We start from the raw sequence: 23,997 nt of genomic DNA on the forward strand, positions 1-23,997 counted from the left end.
TTTTAGTAGGTTACAATAGGAACTGTTGAATTGGTGGTAATGATTTTCATTATCAAATTAAAAGTGGGAACGAGAGGTATGACAAAGATGAAAAAGAATTATATCGTAAGTGTCGTATTGTTAACGATGCTGACAGTGCTCGTATTAGCAGGTTGTGGAGCGAATAATGCAGGAAACGATAAGACGAATGCTTCTTCGCCATCGCCAGAGGCGAGCCCAGCAACGACTGAAGCAGCTGGTGGAAGTAATGATACGAGTAAGAATAACGGCAAAGAGCAAGTCGTAAACGTGTTTACAGCAAGACACTATGATGTTGACAGCCAGTTGTTTGATGCCTTTACGAAAGAAACAGGCATTAAAGTCAATGAAATTAAAGGTACGGCAGAAGAGCTCGTTGAACGTTTGAAGCGAGAAGGAGAAAGCTCAGAAGCAGATCTGTTCATTACAGTAGATGGCGGCGTTCTAAATTATGCGAAGCAAAATGAAGTGCTTCAACCGATTCAATCCACAACGGTTGATAGTAATGTACCCGCAGAGCTGCGGGATAACGAAAACAATTGGGTTGGCATTGCAACCCGTGCACGCGTTATCGTTTATGCCAAAGATCGTGTAAAGCCGGAGCAGCTGTCCACCTATGAAGATCTTGCAAATGCCGCATGGAAAGGGAAAGTATTGGCGCGCTCGTCTGCCAGTCTTTATAATCAGTCGCTGCTTGCTTCATTCATCGAACTAAATGGAGAGCAAAAGGCTGAAGAATGGGCGAAGGGGATTGTAGCAAACTTTGCTCGTGATCCTGAAGGCGGAGATCGCGACCAAGCGAAAGCGGTCGTTGCTGGTCTAGGTGATGTTGCGATTATGAACACTTATTACGTTGGGCAAATGTTGAATTCGAAGGATACGGAAGAGGTTAAGGTTGCAGAGAAAATTGGCGTATTCTTCCCGAACCAAGAAACGACAGGCACACATCTTAACATCAGCGGTGTAGGCCTTACTAAGCATGCTAAGAATAAAGATAACGCTGTTAAACTGATCGAATTCATGACAGGCAAGGATGGGCAAACGCTGTTAACGCAAGGAAGCTTCGAATTTCCTGTAAATGCTGCTGCAGAAAAGCCTGAGTTGTTAAAGGGCTGGGGTGACTTTAAAACACAGAAGCTGGATTTCTCCAAGCTGGGCGATCATAACAAAAAAGCAGTCGAGCTTCTGGCTAAGGCAGGTTGGAAATAAAAATGATGGCTTCCATCTCTTTGCGAAATTTAAAGAGAATATTGAACGGCTGGGTTATATTGAGCGTAATAGGGGCCATCATGGCCCTTATTCCGTCTCTTTATATTTTTTTCGGTTTGTTTGACAAACCGAATGAAAACTGGCAGCAAATCAAAGAGTATATGCTGTTTGAATCTGTCGTTCAATCTTTATATCTTGTAGTAGGATCGGTGTTTTTCTCCGTTATCATCGGCGTGTCGCTTGCATGGCTTGTTGCAGCCTATGATTTCCCGATGCGGAAGTTCTTTCACTTTGCATTTTTGCTGCCACTGGCTATTCCACCATATATTGCAGCTTATACTTACGGTTCTATGCTGAGCTATACGGGCAGCATACAAGTTTTTATGCGAAATACGCTCGGCGTAACCCCTAACCAAGCTTATTTTGATATATTGTCCATGAAAGGCGCTATTTTCATATTTTCAATATTTTTATTTCCTTACATTTATTTGATGACCAAAACCTTTATGGAGAAGCAAAGCGCAGCTTTCATAGAAAACGCAAGACTGCTCGGCAAAGGGCAGCTTCATATCTTTTTCCGAATCGTATTGCCTTTGTCGCAGGCTGCAATTATCGGCGGAGCCAGCCTCGTCGCATTTGAGGTACTCAATGATTTTGGAGTAACAAAACATTTTGGCATTGCTTCGTTTACTGCAACGATTTTCAAAACATGGTTTGGTATGTATGACGTTGATTCTGCCCTGAGATTATCTGCACTCCTAATGAGCGCTATTATTGGTTTGTTTATTATGGAGAGGCTGCTTCGCAGGCGAAAAATGTATCATTCCGCAACAAGCAAGCTTAATCCGCTTAAACGAAGGAAGTTATCCTATTTAGGGACAGCTGCTGCTATTTTTGTGAGCACGGTTATATTTGCCCTTTCATTCGCTATTCCAGTAGTTCAGCTCCTCGTTTGGGCGACATGGACATATCAAGATGTATTGAACAGCAAATTTGCGCAGCTCGTCTCAAACACGCTTTTGGTTTCCATTGTTGCGATTACCGTGTTGATGCTGCTTGCTGTTATTGTCGCCAATGTAAGCCGGAGCCTGAATCGATCGCTTTTGTCGCTTGCAGCAACAAAGCTAATTTTAATGGGCTACTCTATCCCGGGTGCTGTTTTGTCCATTGGCGTGCTTGCTTTGTTTATTTCCCTAGACCATCAATTAAGCGGCGTCTATTCATGGTTAGGTTTTGGATCGAGCAAGCTCGTGCTCAGCATGTCGCTCGTGATGCTTATTTTCGCCTATGTAATCCGCTTCCTTGGTGTAGGATTTAATGCGGTGGAAGCGGGATTTGATAAAATAGGCAATCGTTATTCTGAAGCTTCCAGAACGCTCGGCATCGGTATGACTGCTACCTTCTTCAAAGTGGACTTGCCATTAATAAAAGGCTCCATATTAGCAGGCTTCCTACTTACCTTTATGGAAATTATGAAGGAGCTGCCGCTGACGCTGCTGCTGCGCCCATTTAATTTTGAGACGCTAGCGACAAAAGCCTATCAATATGCAAGCGATGAGCAAATTCATCAAGCTTCGGTACCGTCACTATTCATAATCACGGTGGGAATGGCAACTGTTTTTGTTTATCATCGGTTGGGAGAGAAGAAATCAAGATGAACTTTTTTGAGCTGACTAACGTTTCTTTTAGCTATGATAATGGGAAAAAGAGTGTATTAGAAAACTTTACAATGCAAATGCAGAAGGGTGAAGTTGTTGGAGTGCTTGGTCAAAGCGGTTGCGGGAAAAGCACGCTGTTGCGGATTATTGCCGGGCTTGAGATTCCTGCCTCGGGACGTATTGCCGCTGGCGGCAGGGTTTTAGTAGATGATCAGCAGTTTATTCAGCCTGAGCAGCGCGGCATAGGCATGGTGTTTCAGGATTATGCGTTGTTTCCTCATCTGACTGTCGGTCAAAATATATTATTTGGTTTACATCGATTATCAAGAAAAGATAGATTCAAACGGCTGGATGAAATGCTGGAGCTGATACAGTTAAATGATTTCGTCAAGCGTTATCCGCATGAGCTTAGCGGCGGTCAGCAGCAGCGTGTTGCTTTTGCTCGTGCGCTTGCCCCGTCTCCCTTGATGCTGTTGATGGATGAGCCATTTAGCAGTTTGGATTCACACTTAAAGCAAAGCATTCGGGAGGAGCTGAAGCGATTGCTTCACAAAGCCCAAATTACGTGTATGTTCGTCACCCATGATCAAGAGGATGCAGCTGCTATTTGCGAACGAATCATTCAAATCCCATATAGACAAACCCCAGCAATCCCGATATGATTGATTAAATAATCGCATAATTGAATAGAGAAGGTGCAAACAAAAGCATGCTTTTGTTTGCTTAATAGGGAAGTCCGGTTCAATGCCGGCGCGGTCCCGCCACTGTATGTGAAGAGTGATTCTCTGCAAATGCCACTGTCCGATTCAAGGATGGGAAGGTGTGAGAATCGCGTTGACGCACGAGCCAGGAAACCTGCCTTTTTTATTTTGTTTCTCATTCTTCGGGGGTAAAGAATGTGGAGGCGTAATCGTTTTGCAGGACGCATCATATATTTTAGTTATATACGGTTGCTATTCTTACATTCGACATGCAGATCCCCTAATAGAAGGGGGTCTTTTTTTTATTGTTAAGGTTTGTGTGAATGAGACAAAAAGGAGCAGAAAAGAGACGATGGCAAAGATTTGCAAGAAATGGTTACCAAGCTTAATCATCCTATGGCTTGTTATTGGTTTATTAGCTGGCTGTGCCAGTCCGGCACAGAGCGTTAATTCCAATACCAATCAAGTGCAAACCAGCAACGAAGGACAAGTGAAAAAAGAAGCGGAGAAAGCCGCTGATGGACAGCCAACGAGTACTTCAGCATCAGAAACGGCAGAGGAAACGCAGTTGCCTAGCGAAGATAAAGATCAAGCGAAGGCAACCGACAACGCTGGCGGTAAGCAAGCAACGCCTTCCCCGAAGCCGAAGCAGACAAATGAGCCAAAACTGGATGATCCAAAAACGAAGCCTACTGCTTCTGCGAAACCAACCAAAACAGACAGTGCGGCTACTGCGAAGCCCGTCACGCCTGTTGCAACGCCGAATCCTGTGCAGACGGTTACGATTTCAATTGTCGCGGACAAAGATACGGGAACGGTGCTTGCACCAACAGCCGTAGAGTTCAAGAAGGACGATACCGTTCTAGATGTATTGAAGAAAATTACGAGAAAAAACAAAATACAAATGGAATACAGAGGTGTTAAAGGCGGTGCTTATATCGAAGGCATCGACAATATTTACGAATTCGATCTGGGTGCGAAGAGCGGCTGGATGTACCGAGTAAACGGTGAGTTTCCTAACAAGGGCGCCGGGGTTTACAAGGTTAATGAAGGTGATGTTATTGAATGGTTGTACACGACTGATCTTGGCGAGGATATAGGTGCAAAATTCGATGAATAGTGCGTTCGGTTCGGTACATCCGGTTACGAGCTTCAGTTATTATGCAGGAGTCATTACATTCGGCATGCTCTTATTTCATCCTGTTTTCTTATTGACGTCACTTGCTGCGATTACGGTAATTATTGTCATTCATGGCGAAGGGAAGCGGCTGATTAAGCTGCTTCCTTATTATGTTCTAATGGGCGGTTTGGTTGCTGTTCTTAACCCGCTGTTTTCTCATCGCGGGCGGCATATTTTATTTTATTTTATGGATCAGCCGATCACGTTGGAAGCTATTTTATATGGTGTGACGATGATGCTCTCTTTATTGTGCATTTTATTAGCCTTTGTATCGTTTCAGCAGATTGTTACGACGGAGAAATGGATGTATTTATTTTCACGAGTCGCTCCGCGAACTGCACTGCTAACCTCGATGTCGATTCGGTTCGTACCGCTTTTCTTGCGGAGACTGGATCAAATTACTACGGTTCAACGAATAAAAGGAGTTTCGATTCTTGAAGGCAGCTTGAAAAAACGGAGCAAGGACGGCATGCTGCTTGTTCGTGTGCTGTTGACCTGGTCCTTGGAGGAGGCGCTTCAGACCGCTGATTCTATGAAAGCTAGAGGGTATGGCGCAGCTAAACGAAGCTCTTATGTCATCTATCGTATGGATCGTAGAGATTGGTATGTTCTATTGTTTCTTGGAGCAATGGCACTAGTATGCATTTGGGGCTGGATGCAAGGCTTTGGTGTGCTTACTATTTATCCGCGTCTGGAAACAATGCAGTTTCATAGGGGGGAAGGCATTGCATACGCTTGCTATTGCGCCTTTCTGTTAACACCAGTCGTACTTGAAGAAATGGAGAGAAGGTCATGGAAGTAATTCAGGTTGATCAATTGACGTTCCATTATCCGGAATCAACGGTTGCAGCACTCGATAACATCACTTTAAATATCAAGCCAGGCGATTTTGTCGTCCTTTGTGGGGCATCCGGCTGCGGCAAAACGACGCTGCTTCGGCACTTGAAAAAAGAAACGCAGCCTACGGGGAAACGCTCAGGCACCATTAAGTATAATCGTGTATTGCTAGAGGAGCTGCCTGCGGTCGAGGCGGCTGAACAGATCGGCATGGTGTTTCAAAACCCTGAAAATCAAATTGTGATGGATCAGGTATGGCATGAGCTGGCTTTTTCCATGGAAAATGTCGGTTATGGGCAAGCGGTTATGCGTAAACGACTAGCCGAAATGAGCCATTTCTTTGGGCTGGATGAGCTGATTAACAAATCCGTTCATGAAATATCGGGGGGACAGAAGCAGCTGATCAATCTTGCTTCAGTATTGCTGCTGCAGCCAAAGCTGCTTCTATTAGATGAGCCCACCTCACAGCTTGATCCGGTAGCGGCGCGAGATTTTCTGCAGTTTATTTATCGGTTGAATCAGGAAATGTCGATGACGGTTATTATAAGCGAACATCGGCTGGAGGATGTTATTCCACTTGCAGATCGAATCATTCTGCTGGAGGAAGGCAAAGTGAAATACGACGCGCCGCCGAGAGAGCTATGCCGGCTCGTTGGTGTTGATGCAGCGCAGAAAGAAATGCCATACCTGCCTTCCGTTACGAAGCTGTTTCTATCTGCCCAGAAGGCTGGCAGCCTACCAGAAGCAAATCAAATTCCGCTTACCGTGCGTGAAGGGAAGAAGTGGCTCTCCAATGTTTTCGGCGTACATACAATAGGCGCAAATCATTCAGTAATCAACGAAAGCAGCGAGCTCGAAAAAAAGGAATGGCTGCTTGCTTGTGATGAAATAACGTTTAAATACGAAAAAGCGAGTGCAGAGGTGTTGAAGAAGCTGTCGCTTAACGTGTACAAGCATGAGTTTTTGGCGGTGCTTGGCGGCAACGGGGCTGGAAAAACAACGATGCTGCAATTGATGGCCGGATTATTAAAGCCGCAGCGAGGCAAGCTGAAGCGGGATAAATCGATTAAAGTCGGTTATTTGGCGCAAAATCCACTGCTTTATTTTAGCTACGATACGGTTGAAGAGGAGCTTCAGCGAATGGCGGATTACGCCAAACTCGATGATCGGGATCGGAAAATAGCTCAGGTTGTCGATTCCCTGCAGATTTCCTCTATTTTGCCGAAGCATCCTTATGATTTGAGCGGAGGAGAGCAGCAGAGAGCGGCGTTAGCGTTAGTGCTGCTTGGTGAGCCGGATGTTCTTTGCTTGGATGAGCCGACAAAGGGGCTAGATCCCATAGCCAAGCAGCGAACAGCGGAGCTGCTGCAGCAGTTATGCCAAGCTGGCAAAACCATTGTCATGGTCACGCATGATATTGAATTTGCTGCCGAGCATGCAACGCGCTGCGCGATGCTGTTTGATGGAGCAATATCTGCTGAGGCGGAGCCGGCGCAATTTTTTGGAACTAATTATTTTTACACAACAGCCATCAATCGAACGGTGCGGGAATGGCTGCCAGAAGCGCTGACGACAGAGGATGTGATTGCAACGTGGGCAAAATAAAGCTCTGGTTCTTAGCCAGCATTGGACTGTTCATCGCAGCTATGGCCTTATCCTCTGCCATTACCGATGATCATTATTTAATGCTAAGTATCGTGCTGCTATTTGTCACGATGATTCCTTTTTTTGCAAGGTTTGAGAGACGGAAGATCGAAGCGCGCGAGATTGTTATCCTTGCTGTGCTTGCGGCCATTGCGGCCATTAGCCGCGTACCGTTTGCGCCGCTGCCGAGTGTTCAGCCCACATCATTTGTCATCATAATTGCTGCGATTGTGTTTGGAGCTGAATCAGGCTTCATTATCGGTGCAATAGCTGCAGTCGTATCGAATATCTTTCTAGGTCAAGGCCCCTGGACGCCGTGGCAAATGTTTTGCTGGGGGATGATCGGGGCTAGTGCGGGGTGGCTGCGGCATACTTGGCTCATCAAAACAAAGACCGGCTTGCTCGTATTTGGTTTTGGATGGGGCTTCTTGTTTGGCTGGATTATGAATATTTGGTTTATCATCGGATTGCCGGACGCGCTGAGCTGGAATTTGATTTTTGTTGCCTACATTCAAAGCTTTTATTTTGATCTTGCGCATGCGCTGTCCAATGTTTTTTTCCTCGCCGTGTTTGGGAGCAGCTGGATTGCCATTTTGCAGCGCTTCAAGAGGAAATACGGTTTATTGGAATCATAGGTTATCTGCTATTTTCCCCTCGAACCTATATTAATGCTACAATAGTATAAAAACACGAGGGGACGAATTCGGCTGCGTAGCTAATCATATGCTCCGGAAAAAATGATGGATGATACAGAACCTCTTGCTACCAAACCATGCGCCATTTGCAAGGAAACGAAACCGCTCTCTGAGTTTCTGCGGCGAACGGGCAAACGAGCCGGCGCTGGTGCAAGGCGAGGTGCATGCCGAGCTTGCAGGCAGGCGAAAGCGGCTTTAGCTCCATTGCCTGATGTTCAACTTAATGATTATAAAGCAATACGAAGAAAAGCTCATCCCAGCAAACCATTCCCGGTTCCAACGATGACATCCATAACGCTGCCGAATGATCCGGCAGCACTAAAACCTATGCGTCAAGGTACGATTTGGATGAGAGGCAAGACGGATAAAGGACGGCGCTGGTATCAAGAAATTGAACCAGAGCTTGCGATAACGCTGGTAAAGGAGCATGCTGCGGTTATCGTCAATCGCCATACGATACGCCGATTGTTCAGCAATAAGGAATTCCGGCGCTACATTTTGGAGCGTGACCATCACATTTGTTATTTTTGCGGGGAGCAGGGGGATACAATCGATCACATGCTGCCGCGCGCTAAGGGCGGGCATACAACGCCGGATAATTGCGTCTGTGCTTGCAATGCTTGCAACCAATCGAAGGCAGATCAAGACCTGCAAACGTTTATGAACGGTGATGAGCTTATTCCTTAGAAGCATTAATGAATGATTGAGTGATCCGTATGTTGTACTACTTTTGTTACAACTAACGTTTATACAAAAAAAGACTGCATAGTCCGCCTTGATGAAGGGCGACTACGCAGTCTTTTTTTGTATTAGATGCCTGCACTTGACGCAAATAATTTAGCGAAACGGTTTAAAATCGCAGCAGCTTCCTTATTGAGCAGCGGATCTCTCGAACGGAAATCTGTACCTGTATCAGTCGATTTTATTTCTGGTCCATATAAACGAGCTCCAACAATGAATTGAACCGCTTCTTCGGCCCAAGCTGAAGTCTTGCCGCTCAGCTTCGCTGGAATGGGAGGGAAACCAAGAAAACGTGATAATCGATAGATAATGACAGCAGCTTCTTCCCTTGTGATCGTTCGGTCTGGTTCAAACCTCTGGGCTGAAGTACCACTTAATACGTGAATCTCTAGCAATGTTTGAATTTCTGATTCATATGGATGAGCCTTTAGATCCGTGAATTTAGAGGGTTGGTGTGATTTGGTAATACCAGCTAGTCGTACAATCTGAGCTGCGAATTGTGCACGAGTCGTTTTTCCTTCTGGTTCGAAAAGGGTAGACGTTTGATTCAAAACCCCGCCCAAATCACGTAAAGTATAAATGTCATCGGCATACGGATGATTGCGCGGTACATCTGAATAGTTAGGTGATGGGGTTATACGTTCACACCAAGCATCAATAAGTAAATAATAAAAGTATGAGATATTGCCAGCTTCATCTTTTTTAAATGCGCCAAGTTTTCCATCTTCATCTTGGAACAGCAGCTCGCCAACGGGTTTTAGTTTCCTGGTGCTATTGGGTCCGGCAACGGATAAATAACCATCTTCCGCCTTTACTTTGTAATAAACGAGCGGGGCGCGCAAATACTGGTAGCTGCCTTCAAAGCGTGCTAATTGTGCCTTGGTTAGTGCAATGGCTGGCCGCTCTTTCTCTGTTTTAGGGTAATAATGATCCATAAACGCGGCGAACAGCTGCTCACGTATATCGCTAGCATCGCTGTTCGTTACAACAAATCCGCCTACCTTTTGTTCAGGCAGCAGCCACATCCACGAATGATAGCCCTCCAAATCTCCACCCTTTCCAATGACAGTCTCGCCATTGAAATCTTCTTGGAAAAACATCTCAAAACCTAAAGCCATGTTCGGAATTTCTGAATGAATGCCAACCTGTATCCGCTGCATCTCCTTAACTGTATTTTCCTGTAAAATACGATTTTCTCCAAGCTTGCCGCCATTTAATTGAGCGAGCATAAATTTGCTCATATCCGTGCCTGTTGCGAACATGCCCCCGTCTGGCGCTATTGTAGGCGTGAGCTGGTATTGCGGCCAAGGCTCCTTTAATTGGTTATAGCCGGTAGCAAGGTTTTCCAGCACTTTATCCGTCATCCGGAAATCACTGTTTGTCATTTGCAGCGGACGGAATATTTGATCATCAATGACTTGTTCGAATGGCTTGCCTGTCACATTTTGCACGATTAATCCTTGATAATTGAAAGCTAAATTATCATAGCGATAAGCCGCTCCCGGCTTACGCACGATGGTAGGTAAATTCTCTTTAATATATTGTTCGAGAGGATAGTCTTTACGGGTCGCATCTGGAGCAGTCAACACATCTGTTTTGTCGAAACCTGTTGTATGAGTCAATAAATGTCGCATCGTTAGTTTGCTGCCGGTCTCATTGGGAATCGTCACACCTTTCAAATAGGGGCTTACATCCTGATCCAAATCTATTTTGCCTTCTTCTACGAGCTGCATGACGGCTGTTGCTGTAAATACTTTGGATATGGAAGCTATTCTGAACATGGTTTTATCAGGATCAACAGGTTTCTTGCTCTCCACATCGGCATAACCATAACCTTTGTTCAGCAGCACTTTATCATTGCCCACCACTACCACTGCACTACCAGCTAGCGAGCTCGCAACCTCTGGACGTTTAAAGAACTCATCGACAAACGCCTCAACTTCCTTAGCATCCTTGGGGCCAGTTGCACCTGCTGCCTCAACGCTCCTTGCAGGAAATGAGATGGCAGAAAAGGCGATCACCGCTGCGAGCAGGGCGGGTGCCCAAGCTTTCCTACTTTTCCTTCTTTGTTGAAACATCAACATCATTGATTTCCATCCTTTCAAGTAATATGTAATTTATTTCCTCTTAACTTTAATGGAATCGCCATTTCATCAAATCAGTCATTGGTCTAATTGTTACCTAGACTTTAGTCGAAAGAGAGGTTTTGTTTGCAAGGTTTATGAAAATTGTTATTCGTTTGAGCTAGCAAATGAGACAAAGTACAGCATTTATACGGCTAAATTCGACAATAACAAAATAATTAATTGTTATTGTAAAGTTATTTATTATTTGTATTGCAAAAATAATGTTATTTATGTTATCTTCTCAATAACGAAATGCAGCTTGTAAATTTACCCATGCAGCAAGATGCTCCTGTTCATGTAACTTAGCTACTTACGTCTACTAAATGTAGAAAGGAGGTGATTCATTTTTGAAAGCGTTTTCTGGCGGGCTGATTATACTATCGCAAGGCGGCACGTCCCAAAAGCATAGCTTCATCATTATGAATTAGAGGTGACGAATGAAATGGATTTTAACTACCGATGGGGAACACGCAAGGTTTTGTTTTATGCTTTGATCCTAACGTTTGTTATGGGGGCCATTCCTCTCTACCCTTATGTAAACGCGACTGCATCTGCTATTAAATATGAAGCAGCTAGTGCAGAAGTAGAGGGCGCTGCACAATTTTTAACTACAACTGCAGAAGGTGACATTCAATATATTGGAAACGGTTACATTTCATTTTTCACTGGTGATCCGGGAGCTGCCACCTTTCATGTTCAAGCAGCAGCAACTGGCTTATATAAGCTGAACATTGGTTATTACTCGCCTTATGGACGGAAGGTAACGTCGCTGCTCGTAAACGGTCAGAGCAACGGGGAGATTGAGCTGCCTGCAATTGCGGAAGCTGGCTCTGTTTCATCAGAAGCTTCCGCAGGGAGAGTTATGCTGAAACAAGGTGACAATACGATTCGCTTTGAAAGAGGCTGGGGTTATTATGGCATTGAATACATTACGCTTGAATCCGCGGATACCGTTACTGTGCCAGATACCAGCCAATATGAAGCGGAAGCGGGGATTTTGGCGGGTGGAGCAGAAATACGCGCTACTGGAAACGGCTATTCCGGCGACGGTTATGTTTTTATTCCTGGAGGATCTGTTCAGATAGATGTATCGGCTTCTGCTGAAGGTTTTTATACGCTGGATTTTGGTTACAGAGCTTCTTACGGCTTCAAAAAGACGCTAATAACCATTAATAAAAATCAAGCCGGGGCTTCAGGGTTTGAAGTTGATCTTAATGAATCAGCTGAATTTGTTGAAATATCGGCAGGTAAGGTTTTTTTGAATGCAGGAAACAACAAGATAACCTTTGATGCCAATTGGAGTTGGTATGACATTGATTATATAAAGCTCACTCCAATGCCTATCGAGAATAAAGAGCATCAGGTTCCAAAGTCGCTGATCAACCCAAATGCAACAAGGGAAGCGCGTGCGCTCATGAATTATTTAGTTGATAACTACGGCAAAAACATCATTTCCGGCCAGCAGGAATTATCTGATGCGGAGTGGATTTATGAAAAAACCGGCAAGCTTCCAGCGATGGTTTCCTTCGACCTTATCGACTATTCTCCTACTCGGGTAGCTCATGGTACGAAGTCAGAGGAAACAGAAAAAATGATGGAGTGGGCGGAAAGAGGCGGGATCGTGTCCCTTTGCTGGCATTGGAATTCGCCAAACGGTTTAATCGATGTGCCGGGCAAAGAATGGTGGAGAGCCTTCTACACCGACTCCACAACGTTTGATGTTGAGTATGCGCTTAGTCATCCGGATTCAGAGGAGTATAAGCTGCTGCTCAGTGACATCGATGTGATTGCCATTCAGCTGAAGAGGCTTCAGGATGCTAGTATTCCTGTTCTATGGAGACCGCTGCATGAGGCAGAGGGAGGCTGGTTCTGGTGGGGCGCCAAAGGACCAGAGTCCGCCAAGCAGCTATATCGATTGATGTATGAGCGGTTAACAAACGAGCATCAATTGAACAATTTGATTTGGGTGTGGAACTCCGTGTCATCCGACTGGTATCCAGGAGATGATGTGGTTGATATTATCAGCACCGACATTTACAACCAAGCAGGCGATTATAGCCCAAATATTAATAAATATGATCGTCTAGTAGATGTCGTCAAGGATCGCAAGCTTGTGGCGCTACCGGAGACCGGAACGATTCCAGATCCTGATTTTCTGCCTTTATATGGTGCAGACTGGAGCTGGTTCAGCACATGGACGGGTGATTTTATTAGAAACGGTATTTATAATACGGCCGAGCATCTTACTCATGTCTTCAACCATGAATATGTCATTACGCTCGATGAGCTGCCGAGCAACTTGTCAACCTATGGCTTGAAAGCGCCAGAGTGGATCAATGCTGAGTTACAAGCAGCAAATGTCAATCAAACGAGCGCCACCTTGTCATGGAGCGGTGCATCAAGCGAGCAGGAAATCTTAAATTATTTGATCTATAAAGACGGTATTCAACTGGATGAGGTGAATGGCTCCAGCAGCAGCTATGAGGTGAGCGGACTAGCAGCTGGTACAAAATATACGTTTAAAGTAGAAGCATCTACACGAGATGGAGTTTGGAGCGTTGGCGGTCCGCAGATTGAAGTAACCACTTTGTCTGAGCCCATCGTTACGCCGTCTAATCCAGATACAAGCCAGCCGCCTGCAGCGGGACCTGGCGGCAAACAAACGATTCAGCTTAATAGCGCGGAGTTTGAGGCAGCTGTCACCAAAGCTCAAAAGGGTACAATCCTTGTTATCGGGACTCCAGCAGCAGGAGCTAAGGAGGTAAAGGTCAATATTCCAGCTGAGCAAATAGCTAAGGCTATAGACAAAGGTCTTGAGCGGATAGAAGTGAATATCGGTTATGCTGCGATTACAATTTCACTATCCGAAATATCAAGCCATTTAAGAGGAACATCTGCAACGATTACGTTCACATTCTCTATTGTCGATCCATCCCAAATGAGCGATCTTGCCAAAGCTAAGCTTGGTGGCGCGCAGGTTTATGACCTGAATCTTGACATTGACGGAAAGAAAATAACAACATTTCATGCAGCATCCTTAAAAGTTGCTTTGAATTATTCACTAGCCTTAGGCGCAAATCCAAACACGATCGTGACATACCACATCAAAGAAAACGGCGAGCTTGAGGTTGTAAAAAACAGCTATTACGATGCAACAACAAAAAAAGTTATTTTTCATCCCACTCATTTCAGTCAATATGCAGCTGCGGCAGTAGATGTTTCATTCAAGGATAAAGGCTCATCCTCAGCAAGACAGGACGCGATCGATTATTTGGCTGCAAGAGGCATCGTACAGGGAAAAGGCAATGGTTTATTTAAGCCTCTTGACCTTGTGACAAGAGCGGAGTTTGTTCAAATCATTATTCAAGCGTTTGATTTGAATGACGATACCGCCAGCAACACATTTAACGACGTTCCGAGTGATGGCTGGTATACCAAGGCTGTTTCAACAGCTCAACAGCTCGGGCTTATTAAAGGAAAAGAAAACGGAAGTTTTGGTCCGCGCGAAGCCATGACTAAACAGGATGCGGCAGTAGTGTTGGAACGCGTCGCCAAGCTTATTGGAAGTCCAGCATTTAAAAGTAATGATTCCATTTTAGCAAAGTCAGTTGTGAACCGTGAGCAAGCGGCTGAAATGGTTTCGAATTTGATGCGGTTTCTCGATTAAGGAAAACGAAGAAAGCAGCAGATGATGAAAGGGGGTGATAGGCTCTCATAAATATGTCAGCCTCTTTAAAGTAACAGGCAGCCAGATCAAACACTAAGAACCGAGACTGCAAAACAAAAAAACAGTTGGAGGGATTTAGTTATTATGATGATCAGGAGATTGAAAATGACGTTTATGCTTGTGCTTATGCTAGCTTTGGTTGTGCCTTTTATTGCAACTGAACAAACCCATGCGGCTAACGGTTTTTATGTAAGCGGCAACAATTTGAAGGATGCAAACGGAAATAACTTTGTCATTCGAGGAGTCAATAACGCTCACGCATGGTTTGATACGCAGGCGTATGATGCTCTGAGCACGATTAGCTCGAAAAAAGTGAACGCTGTTAGAATCGTCTGGACGACAAGCGGTTCGGCATCGCGGTTGCAGCAAATTATCGATCGTTGCAAACAGCTCGGCATGGTTGCCATTGTTGAACTGCATGATGCAACAGGCTCTAACAGCGCAACTGCTTTAAATAATATGGCTAGTTATTTTGCCAGCAGCGCGGTTAAAACGATTTTGACGAACAATGAAAAGTATGTGCTCGTTAATATCGCTAATGAATGGGGCGATGGGAATCTTGCGGATACCGCTTGGCGCGATGCGTACAAGACGGCTATTTCAACCATTCGAAATGCTGGAATTCATAATACGATTATTGTTGACGCCTCAGGCTGGGGACAAAATTCTTCACCAATCAAAGCATACGGCAACGCGCTCCTCACTCATGATCCGGATCATAATGTCATGTTCTCCATTCATATGTACGGCTCATGGAATGATTCTTCTCGGATTGGCACGGAGCTGCAAGCGATTAAAAATTTAGGGTTGGCTGTTATGGTTGGCGAGTTTGGCTATAACTACAACAACGGCAATAATAACTTGGGAAGTCAAGTTAATGCACAAGAGGTGATGAACCAAAGTCAGGCGAAAGGCATTGGTTATATGGCATGGTCATGGACAGGAAATGATTCGGCCAATTCGTGGCTGGATATGACGACAAGTGATTGGCAGACGCTTACTTCATGGGGCAATCTTGTCATTAACGGAACAAATGGCATTTGGGCTACTTCTACAAAAGCTTCTGTGTTTAATAGCAGCAGCAGCTCTACGTTGTACGATTTTGAAGGCGGAAATGCACAAGGCTGGACGGCATCAAACGTTGCTGGCGGACCTTGGTCTGTAACGGAATGGGCGGCAAGCGGCAGCAGCTCGCTCAAAGCAGACATTACGTTAGGCGGCGGTCAATTTTATTTGCAATATGCGGGTGCTAATAATTTCAGCGGAAAATCTTCTGTTTCTGTTAAAGTAAAGCATGCTGCATGGGGAAGCTTTGGCAGCGGCCTGCAGGCGAAGCTGTTTATTAAGACGGGCTCCGCTTACACTTGGTATGACTCAGGAACGGTAAACATCAATTCATCGGGGGCATCTACGATTTCAATGAGCTTATCTGGAGTAGCCAATTTGGGTGATGTGCGTGAAGTAGGCGTTCAGTTCATTTCACCTACTAACTCAAGCGGATCAACTTCGGTTTATGTAGACAGTGTTGTGCTGCAATAACGAAATGGCTGGAGCGATTCACCGACGATTAATTTGTATAATAAAGCAGGGCTTCCCGCATCGCCATTTCGAACGGATTTTTAAACGAAGCACTACTGCGAAAAGAGGATGACCGCGATGGTCATCCTCTTTTTATGTTTAATTTCTGAAAATAATCTCAGCTTGGATAAGGGTCCTCTCGTAGCTCGTTGTTGCGTTGAGTATTCTCCAAAGCATCTGATCAACAGCACGTTTGCCGAGCAGCTCCTTATCTACATTAACAGTAGCCAAAAAAGGAATCTGAGGATGGGTATTGTCGAAGCCGGTGAAAACGAGCGTTTCTGGAATATACATGCCGATATTTTTTAATGTATCTAACGCAAAAGAGGCAAATATATCATTGGCGCAAACAAATACTTCAGGTAAACCATGCTCCTCAATAGCAGCTTTGAATGTATCGTGAAAGTTTTCAATTTCCGGTCCCATTAGGGAAGGAATTTGCTTTAGTTCAATATCATTGTCCTCGAGAGCTGAACGGAAACCAAGGAATCGTTCATAGAAGCTTTGCGCATCTCTAATATTCCCTAAAAATTGATAGTTTTTGTAGCCTTTTGTAATGACGGCATTCATTATTTCTCTCATGCTGGACAAGTTGTCTGTAAAAATCGAGTCGCAGTGAAAGTTTGGATCGTAATGATCGACCATTACGACAGGAATGCCGAGCCGTTTAATATCAAGCAACACAGAGGTAGAAATAGAGCCTACAGTAATAATGCCCATAATAGCTTCAGGGTTTAAAAGTGAGAACATGGAGTCGTTAGTAGGCTCAGTTAATGTAAGGATGTTAATGCCCTTTTGGTTCAGCCTTGTAGATATGCCGTTAAATATTGGACCCCAATATAAGGAATCAGTATTTTGATAACGAACATTTGGGAAAAGCACTAGAATGGTTCCGGACCAGCTTCGTGATTCTGTATCCATCAGTTCGCTTGAAACAGGAGGCGTCTGCGCGTCCTTAAAATAACCAAGCTGTCCTGCAGCTCTTAATATCACTTCTCTTGTTTGTGGACTAACCCCCGATTTCCCGGATAACCCTCGTGAGACTGCGAATTTTGACAACCCTGTGTAATCGGCAATTGATTGAATCGTTACCTTCCGGCGCATAAATTTCATCCTACCTTAATTAGTTAGTTTGCCAAGCCATCTATATGTAAAGAAGTCCATTATTATATGTGAAGAAATGCTAGTCATTATTTTACCGTATTGTTACTAACAATTAAACTTGTTTTTTTATTGCTAAAAAACATTAAACATTATTATTTTATTTAGAGTTTTATTTAGGAAGTTCATTCACCTCAATGCTTTATTATTGTCTTTTTGTTATTTTGTTATGTAGATAAATATAGCTGTTTTTTCAAGGGTATACAAGCGATAAAACGGAATTTAACTTATTTTTTTAAAAATATTAGCGCGTTTGGATAACAAATAAAAAACAATTGACCAGTTTTGTTTTTGGTGTTATATTCGTTATGCAAAAAGAAATAACAAATTACGGAAATCAAATAACGAAAAGGCGGTGAGGTTAGCTGTTGGGTTTTTCAAAGTTTAGGAATGAAAGCGCTTTTAAATGGGGATTTTTACTTTATACCAACTGATGAATGTAAAAATGGGAGGTTCGGTCATGAGAAAAATACAAGGTTTGTCCATTTTGGTGTTATGTTTCATGCTCATACTTACAGCTTGCAGCGGCGGGAACGGCGGAAATAAAGGAACGAATAACGCTCCAAAAGAAAGCGCTGTCACTGATCCGACTGCAGCACCTGAGGAATCCACAGCAACACCAGAACCTGTCGATATGGGTGGACGCGTTATTAAAGTAGCTGCATGGTGGGATTTGACACCAGCAGGTGCAACGGCTTCCGAGAAAGAGCGTCTCGCTAAAATTGAAGAAGTTGAAAAAAAATATAATGTGAAAATCGAATTCATAAACGTTCCTTTTGAAGAATACATGCCGAAGTTTACGGCTACTGTCCTGACAGGTGAGCCTTTCGCAGACATCGTTCAAATGGAATATAAAGCAGCATTGCCGGCTGTATTGAAAGGCCAGCTGCTTCCGATCAGCGAGTTTACAACTTCAGCTAATAACATCAACAACGATGCAAACTTGATGGCCAAAGCGCCTGCTATAGCTGGCGGCGAATATGCATTTGACAATCCAGGCTCAGGCGGTACAGCCATGCACTACAATCGCGATTTGTTCAAAAAGCTTGGCCTTCCGGATCTTCAAGAGCTTTACACAGGCGGCCAATGGAACTGGGACAAGTTTTTGGAAATTGCAAAGCTAGCAACGAAGGATACAGACAATGACGGAAAAATTGACGTTTATGGCTTCTCTGGCTGGTCCATTGATATTTTCCGCAACTTTACGGCTGCAAACGGCGGCAAAATCGTTGACGAAGGAACAGGCGTTCAAGGCTTAACCGATCCAAAAACGATTGAAGCGGCAGAGTTTATGAACCGTTTATACAACGTTGAGAACGTTATGAAAATTAAAACAGGCGACAGAATGAATTATGAAGAGTTCAACACGTTCAAAGACGGCGATGTAGCGATGTTCCAAGCACCGGTATGGAACATTGGTGATTTAACGTTCGATATCGGCGTAGTGCCTATTCCGAACGGCCCTCAAGGAAGTCCTGAGGTTACTTATGCGAACCCAGCACAAGCGGCTAAATTTATTCCAAAAGGCGTAAAAGACGCGCAATTGGTTTACCAAATTTACGAAGAAACATTTGATATTACTCAAACGGAAGAGTTCCCTAGCCAAGAGTGGCTGGAAGGTCTCTACAATCACGAGGAAGATGTAGCTATGCAGCGTGATCATATTACGAACACAGGCCAAATCTTGCTAGATGATGCTTATCCTGAATTCCCGACTGGAAAGTTCGTTACAGATATTATCGTAAATAATCAATCAGTGACTGCGACTGCAGAGAAGTATAAGCCGGAAGCAGAAGCGTCCATAGCCAAGCTTTCTAAGTAATTGAAGGCAGCGGTTTAATGTATAGGTCGGGGGACGTCTTTCATGACTTCCCCCGATTGTATGAGAACGAGGAAAATAAATGCTAGAAGATATATGGGCTTATATTTCACCATCAAACGTGAGCTTCCCCGCCTATGGACGGAGAAACCGTTTATGCATGTAAGGAGGACCTCTGGTGATAAGCAATTTGCGGCTAACCAATATGGCAAGGAAGCTAGTCCCTTTTGTTTTGGCAGTTTTAATGGTGCTTCCGTCAGTGCCTAAGGCGCATGCAGTCGGCAGTTCGGATAATGCGCTGACGGAGGAGTCCGTTCAATCCGGATCGACGAAGATCTCGGCTTATAATGAACAAAAATATCATGATTATGTCTCGCAATATGAGGCGGCTGCCCGTCCAGAGCGGGAAATCGTATTAGAAGCAATCAATTACAGCCATATAGAGGGTGCTGAGTTCGAGAAGCTTAACAACTACGAGGGCATGGACGGATCTTCCTTGTTAACAGGCGAATCGGGCAAAGTGGAATGGTCATTTGATGTGACTGATGCGGGTCTTTATAATCTTTCTTTGCTCTATTATCCCATTGAAGGAAAAAGCTCAGCGATTGAACGGGATTTATTCATTGACGGAAAACGTCCGTTCAGAGAAGCTGCTTTCCTGCAGTTTGACCGTGTTTGGGATAATCAAGCAGCTCAAGTTGTTCAGGACAATCAAGGCAATGATCTCAGACCAAAGCAAGTGGAGAAGCCGAGATGGAGCGAGAAAACATTTCAAGATTCCGATGGTTACGAGAATGAACCTTTCTTATTTTATTTTTCGGAGGGCAAACATACGATTACGCTTGAATCTACACGGGAACCGATGGTCGTTAAACAATTGAAACTATTTCAACAGCCTGCTCCACTACCCTATGAACAGTTGCTTAAGCAGTATGAAGCAGATGGTATGAAGGCGACGAGCGGCCAATTGATTACGATTGAAGGCGAGGCTTCCACAGCAAAGTCTTCACCTACCTTGTATCCGCTAAGCGAGCGTTCAAGTGCTGCAGTATATCCTTACAGCTCTTCAAAAATAAAAATTAATACGATTGGCGGCTTGAATTGGCGTCTTCCTGGTCAATGGATGGAATGGGAAATTGATGTCCCTGAAACGGGGCTTTACCAAATTGCCTTTAAAACGCAGCAAAACTTCGTTAGAGGCATTTATTCAACTCGTACATTAACCATTGACGGTGAAGTTCCTTTTAAGGAAATGGAAAAGGTTGCGTTTCGTTATAAGAGCTCCTATCGGCTTGATGTGATGGGTGGAAAGTCTCCTTATTTATACCGCTTGGAAAAAGGAAAGCATACACTCAGGCTTGAGGTAAGTTTAGGCGAGTTTGCCCCGCTCATTCGAGAGGTTGAAAGCAGTCTTTATAATTTGAATGAAATGTATCGCAAAATATTGATGATTACGGGAACGAAGCCCGATGAATACCGTGATTATCAGATTGAGAAAAAAGTTCCCAACATACTTAACGTTTTTGAAGAAGAAAGTGAACGTCTTAAAACCATTGCCGCGCAGCTCGTCAAATTATCAGGACAATCCAGTGACCAAGAGGCTCTTCTAAAGACGATGTCACTGCAATTGGATGAGATGGTTGAGAAGCCGGATACCATTCCAAGAAGGCTTGGAGCCTACAAGACAAACACGGGCGGACTAGGAACTTGGGTTCAGCAAGCAAGGCAGCAGCCGCTTGAGATCGATGCGCTGTATGTCGCTTCACCAGATAAGAAATTCCCTAAAAAAGGGATGGGTTTCGCTGCGAATCTTAAGCATCAATCTGCAACTTTTATTTCTTCTTTCTTTACGGATTACAATCAGATCGGAAATATTTCTGAGGACGCCGACCAAAGGTCGATTACCGTATGGATCGGAAGCGGACGGGATCAAGCCAACACGATGAAGGCGATGATTGACGAAACCTTTACATCCGTTACCGGCATTAATGTCAACTTGAAGCTGGTAAACATGGGAACACTGCTGCCTGCAACGCTGGCGGGCCAAGGTCCCGACATCGCCATGCAGATTGAAAATGATTTGCCTGTTAACTTTGCGATGCGCAACGCTTCAACTGATTTGACACAGTTTGCTGATTTCGAAGAGGTGAGGGAACGTTTCCGTCCAAGCGCAGTTGTTCCATACAGCTATGATGGCGGGGTTTATGCGTTGCCGGAAACACAAACGTTCAACATGCTCTTTTACCGTAAGGATGTGCTTGATCAGCTGGATCTGGAAATTCCGCAAACTTGGGATGAAGTTTCTAATTTACTAGCCGTTCTAAGTAAAAATCATATGCAATTCGGTTTGCCAGTTGTGGCACAAGCTGCTGTTCAAGGGCAAAACATACCGCCAAACTCGATGTATGCGGCACTATTATTTCAGAATGGCGGACAGCTATACCGCAATGATGGCAAAGAATCCGATCTGGATTCACGCATCGGCATTGAAACATTCAAGCAATGGACGGAGTTTTATACCGACTATAAATTAGAACGGGAATATGATTTCTCCAATCGCTTCCGTACGGGGCAGATGCCAATCGGCATTGCAGATTATACAACCTATAACCAGCTTTCTGTATTTGCGCCAGAAATTCGCGGCATGTGGGGCTTCGCTCCTGTTCCGGGAACCATCCAGAAGGATGGCTCCATTAATCGTGAGGTGCCAAGCGGAGGCAGCGCTGTCGTAATGATGAAGAAGGCGAAGGACAAGGAAGCATCATGGGAGTTCATGAAATGGTGGACCAGCGAAGCGACACAAACGGTGTTTGGTCGTGAAATGGAAGGTTTGATGGGCGCAGCAGCCCGTTATCCAACTGCCAATATTAAGGCACTCGACAGCTTGCCATGGCCGGTTGCCGATTACGAAAACTTGAAGGCGCAATTTGAATGGGTACAAGGGGTGCCGGAAGTGCCAGGCGGATATTTCACAGGCCGGCATTTGTTTAATGCCTTCTATAAGACGGTTGTTGGTCAAGTGCAGGCGCGCGAATCGATTATGGACTATGTCCAATATATGCAGGATGAAATTACGACGAAACGAAAAGAGTTCGGGTTGCCGCAATAATGGAGGGAGGGTCAAGCGTGCAAAATTGGTGGAACCTGAAGCTGCGGGAAGTGAAAGCAAACAAACACTCCTACATATTGCTGGCGCCTTACATGGTTTTGTTCGCCGTGTTTACAGTACTGCCGGTTTTGGTGTCGGTGGTGCTTAGCTTTACGTACTTCAATATGCTGGAGTTTCCAAAGTTTGTCGGCTGGCAGAACTATACGCGCTTATTTCTAGATGATGATGTTTTCCTCATTGCCGTAAAGAACACGCTGTTGTTCGCTGTAATAACGGGACCGATTAGTTATATCGCATGTTTTGTTTTTGCATGGATTATTAATGAGCTGTCTCCAAAGCTGAGAGCGATAATGACTCTCGTATTTTATGCGCCATCGATATCCGGAAACGTGTATTTTATATGGCTGATGATTTTCTCCGGCGATCGTTATGGTATTGCCAACGGTTTTTTATTGAAGCTGGGCATCATCTTGGAGCCGCTTCAATGGTTGAAAAAAGAGGAATACATTTTGCCGATCATCATTCTTGTTCAGCTTTGGCTTAGTCTTGGAACGGGTTTCCTTGCTTTTATTGCAGGTTTGCAAACCGTTGACCGGACATTATATGAGGCTGGCGCAGTCGATGGCGTGAAGAATCGATGGCAGGAGCTTTGGTACATTACATTGCCTTCGATGCGGCCGCAGCTGATGTTCGGGGCAGTCATTCAGATTACGACGGCATTTGCAGTGGCTGATGTTTCAATCGCCCTCGCAGGGTTCCCAAGCGTCAACTATGCAGCTGAGACGATAGTTACTCACTTAATCGATTTCGGTACTACCCGTTTTGAGATGGGTTACGCTTCTGCCATTGCTTCTGTGTTATTCATGATTATGGTGGGATCGAATCTCATCGTTCAAAAACTTCTTCGCAGGGTAGGTGAATAAGTTCATGAACTTCTCCTTTCGAATCCCGAGGAAACGGGTAAATCGATCGTTCTGGGGCAGCTTCTCGCTTTTTGTTTTGCTTACGGCGTTTGGTGCGTTCATGATCGTGCCGCTAATCTATGCGATCAATAATGCCTTTAAACCGTTGGATGAAATATTTATGTTTCCTCCGACATTATTTGTTCGAAACCCGACCATGAACAACTTTATCGATTTATTTGCATTGTTAGGCAATTCATGGGTTCCTTTTTCAAGGTATATTTTCAACACGGTTTTCATTACCGGCATGGGAATCATTGGGCATGTACTGTTAGCGTCGGCAGCTGCTTATCCGCTAGCCAAGCATAAGTTTCCAGGTAAAAGCTTCATGTTCAGCATTGTCGTTTTATCCTTGATGTTTACGCCAGCCGTAACAGCTATTCCAAACTATATGATCATGTCATGGTTAGGCTTGATCGATACGTATTGGGCAGTCATCATTCCTGCTTTTGCTTATTCGCTTGGTCTCTATTTAATGAAGCAATTTATGGAGCAGATTCCTGATGTGCTGTTAGAGGCGGCGAAAATTGATGGAGCAAGCGAATATCGTATTTTCTGGACCATCGTAATGCCCAATGTAAAACCGGCATGGCTGACGCTAATTATTTTGCTTTTCCAAATTCTTTGGGGCAGCGATGGGAATGGCTTCATTTACAGCGAACAGCTTAAATCGCTGCATTTTGCAGCGAATCAAGTTGTGGCAGGCGGTATTGCTCGCGCAGGAGCGGCGGCAGCAGTAGCACTCATTCTGATGAGCGTTCCGATTACGCTGTTCGTTTTCTCGCAAAGCCGAATTATTGAAACGATGGCGACTTCAGGAATGAAAGATTAA

General features: G+C 44.5%; 16 protein-coding genes and 1 riboswitch. Of the genes, 14 read left to right on the top strand and 2 right to left on the bottom strand.

What is annotated here, in order from left to right:
• Positions 1 to 87: 87 nt before the first annotated feature.
• From AC1DM9_RS05310 to AC1DM9_RS05345, 8 genes are all read left to right on the top strand, one after another.
• Positions 88 to 1,227, top strand: coding sequence for a Fe(3+) ABC transporter substrate-binding protein (locus AC1DM9_RS05310; protein WP_477578927.1), 1,140 nt, complete (start codon positions 88 to 90; stop codon positions 1,225 to 1,227).
• 2 nt (positions 1,228 to 1,229) lie between these two features.
• On the top strand, positions 1,230 to 2,885 hold the full coding sequence (locus AC1DM9_RS05315; RefSeq protein WP_477578929.1) for an ABC transporter permease: 1,656 nt from the start codon (positions 1,230 to 1,232) through the stop codon (positions 2,883 to 2,885).
• Positions 2,882 to 3,547, top strand: coding sequence for an ABC transporter ATP-binding protein (locus AC1DM9_RS05320; protein WP_477578931.1), 666 nt, complete (start codon positions 2,882 to 2,884; stop codon positions 3,545 to 3,547). The genes AC1DM9_RS05315 and AC1DM9_RS05320 overlap by 4 nt, the downstream gene beginning before the upstream one ends.
• Positions 3,548 to 3,561: 14 nt before the next feature.
• Positions 3,562 to 3,762, top strand: a riboswitch (cobalamin riboswitch).
• Positions 3,763 to 3,938: 176 nt separating this feature from the next.
• A complete protein-coding gene (locus tag AC1DM9_RS05325; RefSeq protein ID WP_477578933.1) occupies positions 3,939 to 4,706 on the top strand; it encodes a DUF4430 domain-containing protein in 768 nt (255 codons plus the stop codon).
• Positions 4,699 to 5,568, top strand: a complete 870-nt coding sequence (locus AC1DM9_RS05330) for an energy-coupling factor transporter transmembrane component T (protein WP_477578935.1) — start codon at positions 4,699 to 4,701, stop codon at positions 5,566 to 5,568. Before AC1DM9_RS05325 ends, AC1DM9_RS05330 begins: the two co-directional genes overlap by 8 nt.
• The gene (locus AC1DM9_RS05335) at positions 5,559 to 7,208 is read left to right on the top strand and encodes an ABC transporter ATP-binding protein (protein ID WP_477578937.1); all 1,650 of its coding nucleotides are present in this window, start codon (positions 5,559 to 5,561) and stop codon (positions 7,206 to 7,208) included. Before AC1DM9_RS05330 ends, AC1DM9_RS05335 begins: the two co-directional genes overlap by 10 nt.
• Positions 7,196 to 7,882, top strand: a complete 687-nt coding sequence (locus tag AC1DM9_RS05340; RefSeq protein WP_441911093.1) for an ECF transporter S component — start codon at positions 7,196 to 7,198, stop codon at positions 7,880 to 7,882. Before AC1DM9_RS05335 ends, AC1DM9_RS05340 begins: the two co-directional genes overlap by 13 nt.
• A 102-nt stretch (positions 7,883 to 7,984) precedes the next feature.
• The gene (locus AC1DM9_RS05345; RefSeq protein ID WP_477578939.1) at positions 7,985 to 8,629 is read left to right on the top strand and encodes an HNH endonuclease; all 645 of its coding nucleotides are present in this window, start codon (positions 7,985 to 7,987) and stop codon (positions 8,627 to 8,629) included.
• Between the two features lie 122 nt (positions 8,630 to 8,751).
• On the opposite strand, the gene AC1DM9_RS05350 is transcribed toward AC1DM9_RS05345, so the two are convergent.
• On the bottom strand, positions 8,752 to 10,770 hold the full coding sequence (locus tag AC1DM9_RS05350; protein WP_477578941.1) for a serine hydrolase: 2,019 nt from the start codon (positions 10,768 to 10,770) through the stop codon (positions 8,752 to 8,754).
• A 481-nt stretch (positions 10,771 to 11,251) separates the two neighbouring features.
• Between AC1DM9_RS05350 and AC1DM9_RS05355 the strand changes: the two genes are divergently transcribed.
• Positions 11,252 to 14,476 carry a glycosyl hydrolase gene (locus AC1DM9_RS05355; RefSeq protein ID WP_477578943.1) on the top strand — a complete coding sequence of 1,075 codons (3,225 nt, stop codon included), beginning with the start codon at positions 11,252 to 11,254 and terminating at the stop codon, positions 14,474 to 14,476.
• Positions 14,477 to 14,641: 165 nt separating this feature from the next.
• Positions 14,642 to 16,075, top strand: a complete 1,434-nt coding sequence (locus tag AC1DM9_RS05360) for a cellulase family glycosylhydrolase (RefSeq protein ID WP_477578945.1) — start codon at positions 14,642 to 14,644, stop codon at positions 16,073 to 16,075.
• 138 nt (positions 16,076 to 16,213) lie between these two features.
• Here the strand turns inward: AC1DM9_RS05360 and AC1DM9_RS05365 are convergent, their stop codons facing one another.
• Positions 16,214 to 17,218 (bottom strand): LacI family DNA-binding transcriptional regulator, encoded by a 1,005-nt coding sequence (locus AC1DM9_RS05365; RefSeq protein ID WP_339203713.1) that lies wholly within the window; start codon positions 17,216 to 17,218, stop codon positions 16,214 to 16,216.
• 517 nt (positions 17,219 to 17,735) lie between these two features.
• Between AC1DM9_RS05365 and AC1DM9_RS05370 the strand changes: the two genes are divergently transcribed.
• The 4 genes from AC1DM9_RS05370 to AC1DM9_RS05385 all read left to right on the top strand — a co-directional run bounded on the left by AC1DM9_RS05370 (position 17,736) and on the right by AC1DM9_RS05385 (position 23,997).
• Positions 17,736 to 19,097: an ABC transporter substrate-binding protein gene (locus AC1DM9_RS05370; RefSeq protein WP_477549974.1), complete on the top strand. Its 1,362-nt coding sequence runs from the start codon at positions 17,736 to 17,738 to the stop codon at positions 19,095 to 19,097.
• 202 nt (positions 19,098 to 19,299) lie between these two features.
• Complete coding sequence (locus tag AC1DM9_RS05375) at positions 19,300 to 22,203, top strand: extracellular solute-binding protein (RefSeq protein ID WP_477550051.1); 2,904 nt, start codon at positions 19,300 to 19,302, stop codon at positions 22,201 to 22,203.
• Positions 22,203 to 23,126 carry a carbohydrate ABC transporter permease gene (locus AC1DM9_RS05380; RefSeq protein ID WP_076266687.1) on the top strand — a complete coding sequence of 308 codons (924 nt, stop codon included), beginning with the start codon at positions 22,203 to 22,205 and terminating at the stop codon, positions 23,124 to 23,126. Before AC1DM9_RS05375 ends, AC1DM9_RS05380 begins: the two co-directional genes overlap by 1 nt.
• A 4-nt stretch (positions 23,127 to 23,130) precedes the next feature.
• Entirely contained in the window at positions 23,131 to 23,997 is an 867-nt protein-coding gene (locus AC1DM9_RS05385; RefSeq protein WP_076266688.1) for a carbohydrate ABC transporter permease, read from the top strand.

Source organism: Paenibacillus sp. 01T431 (genome assembly GCF_056398625.1).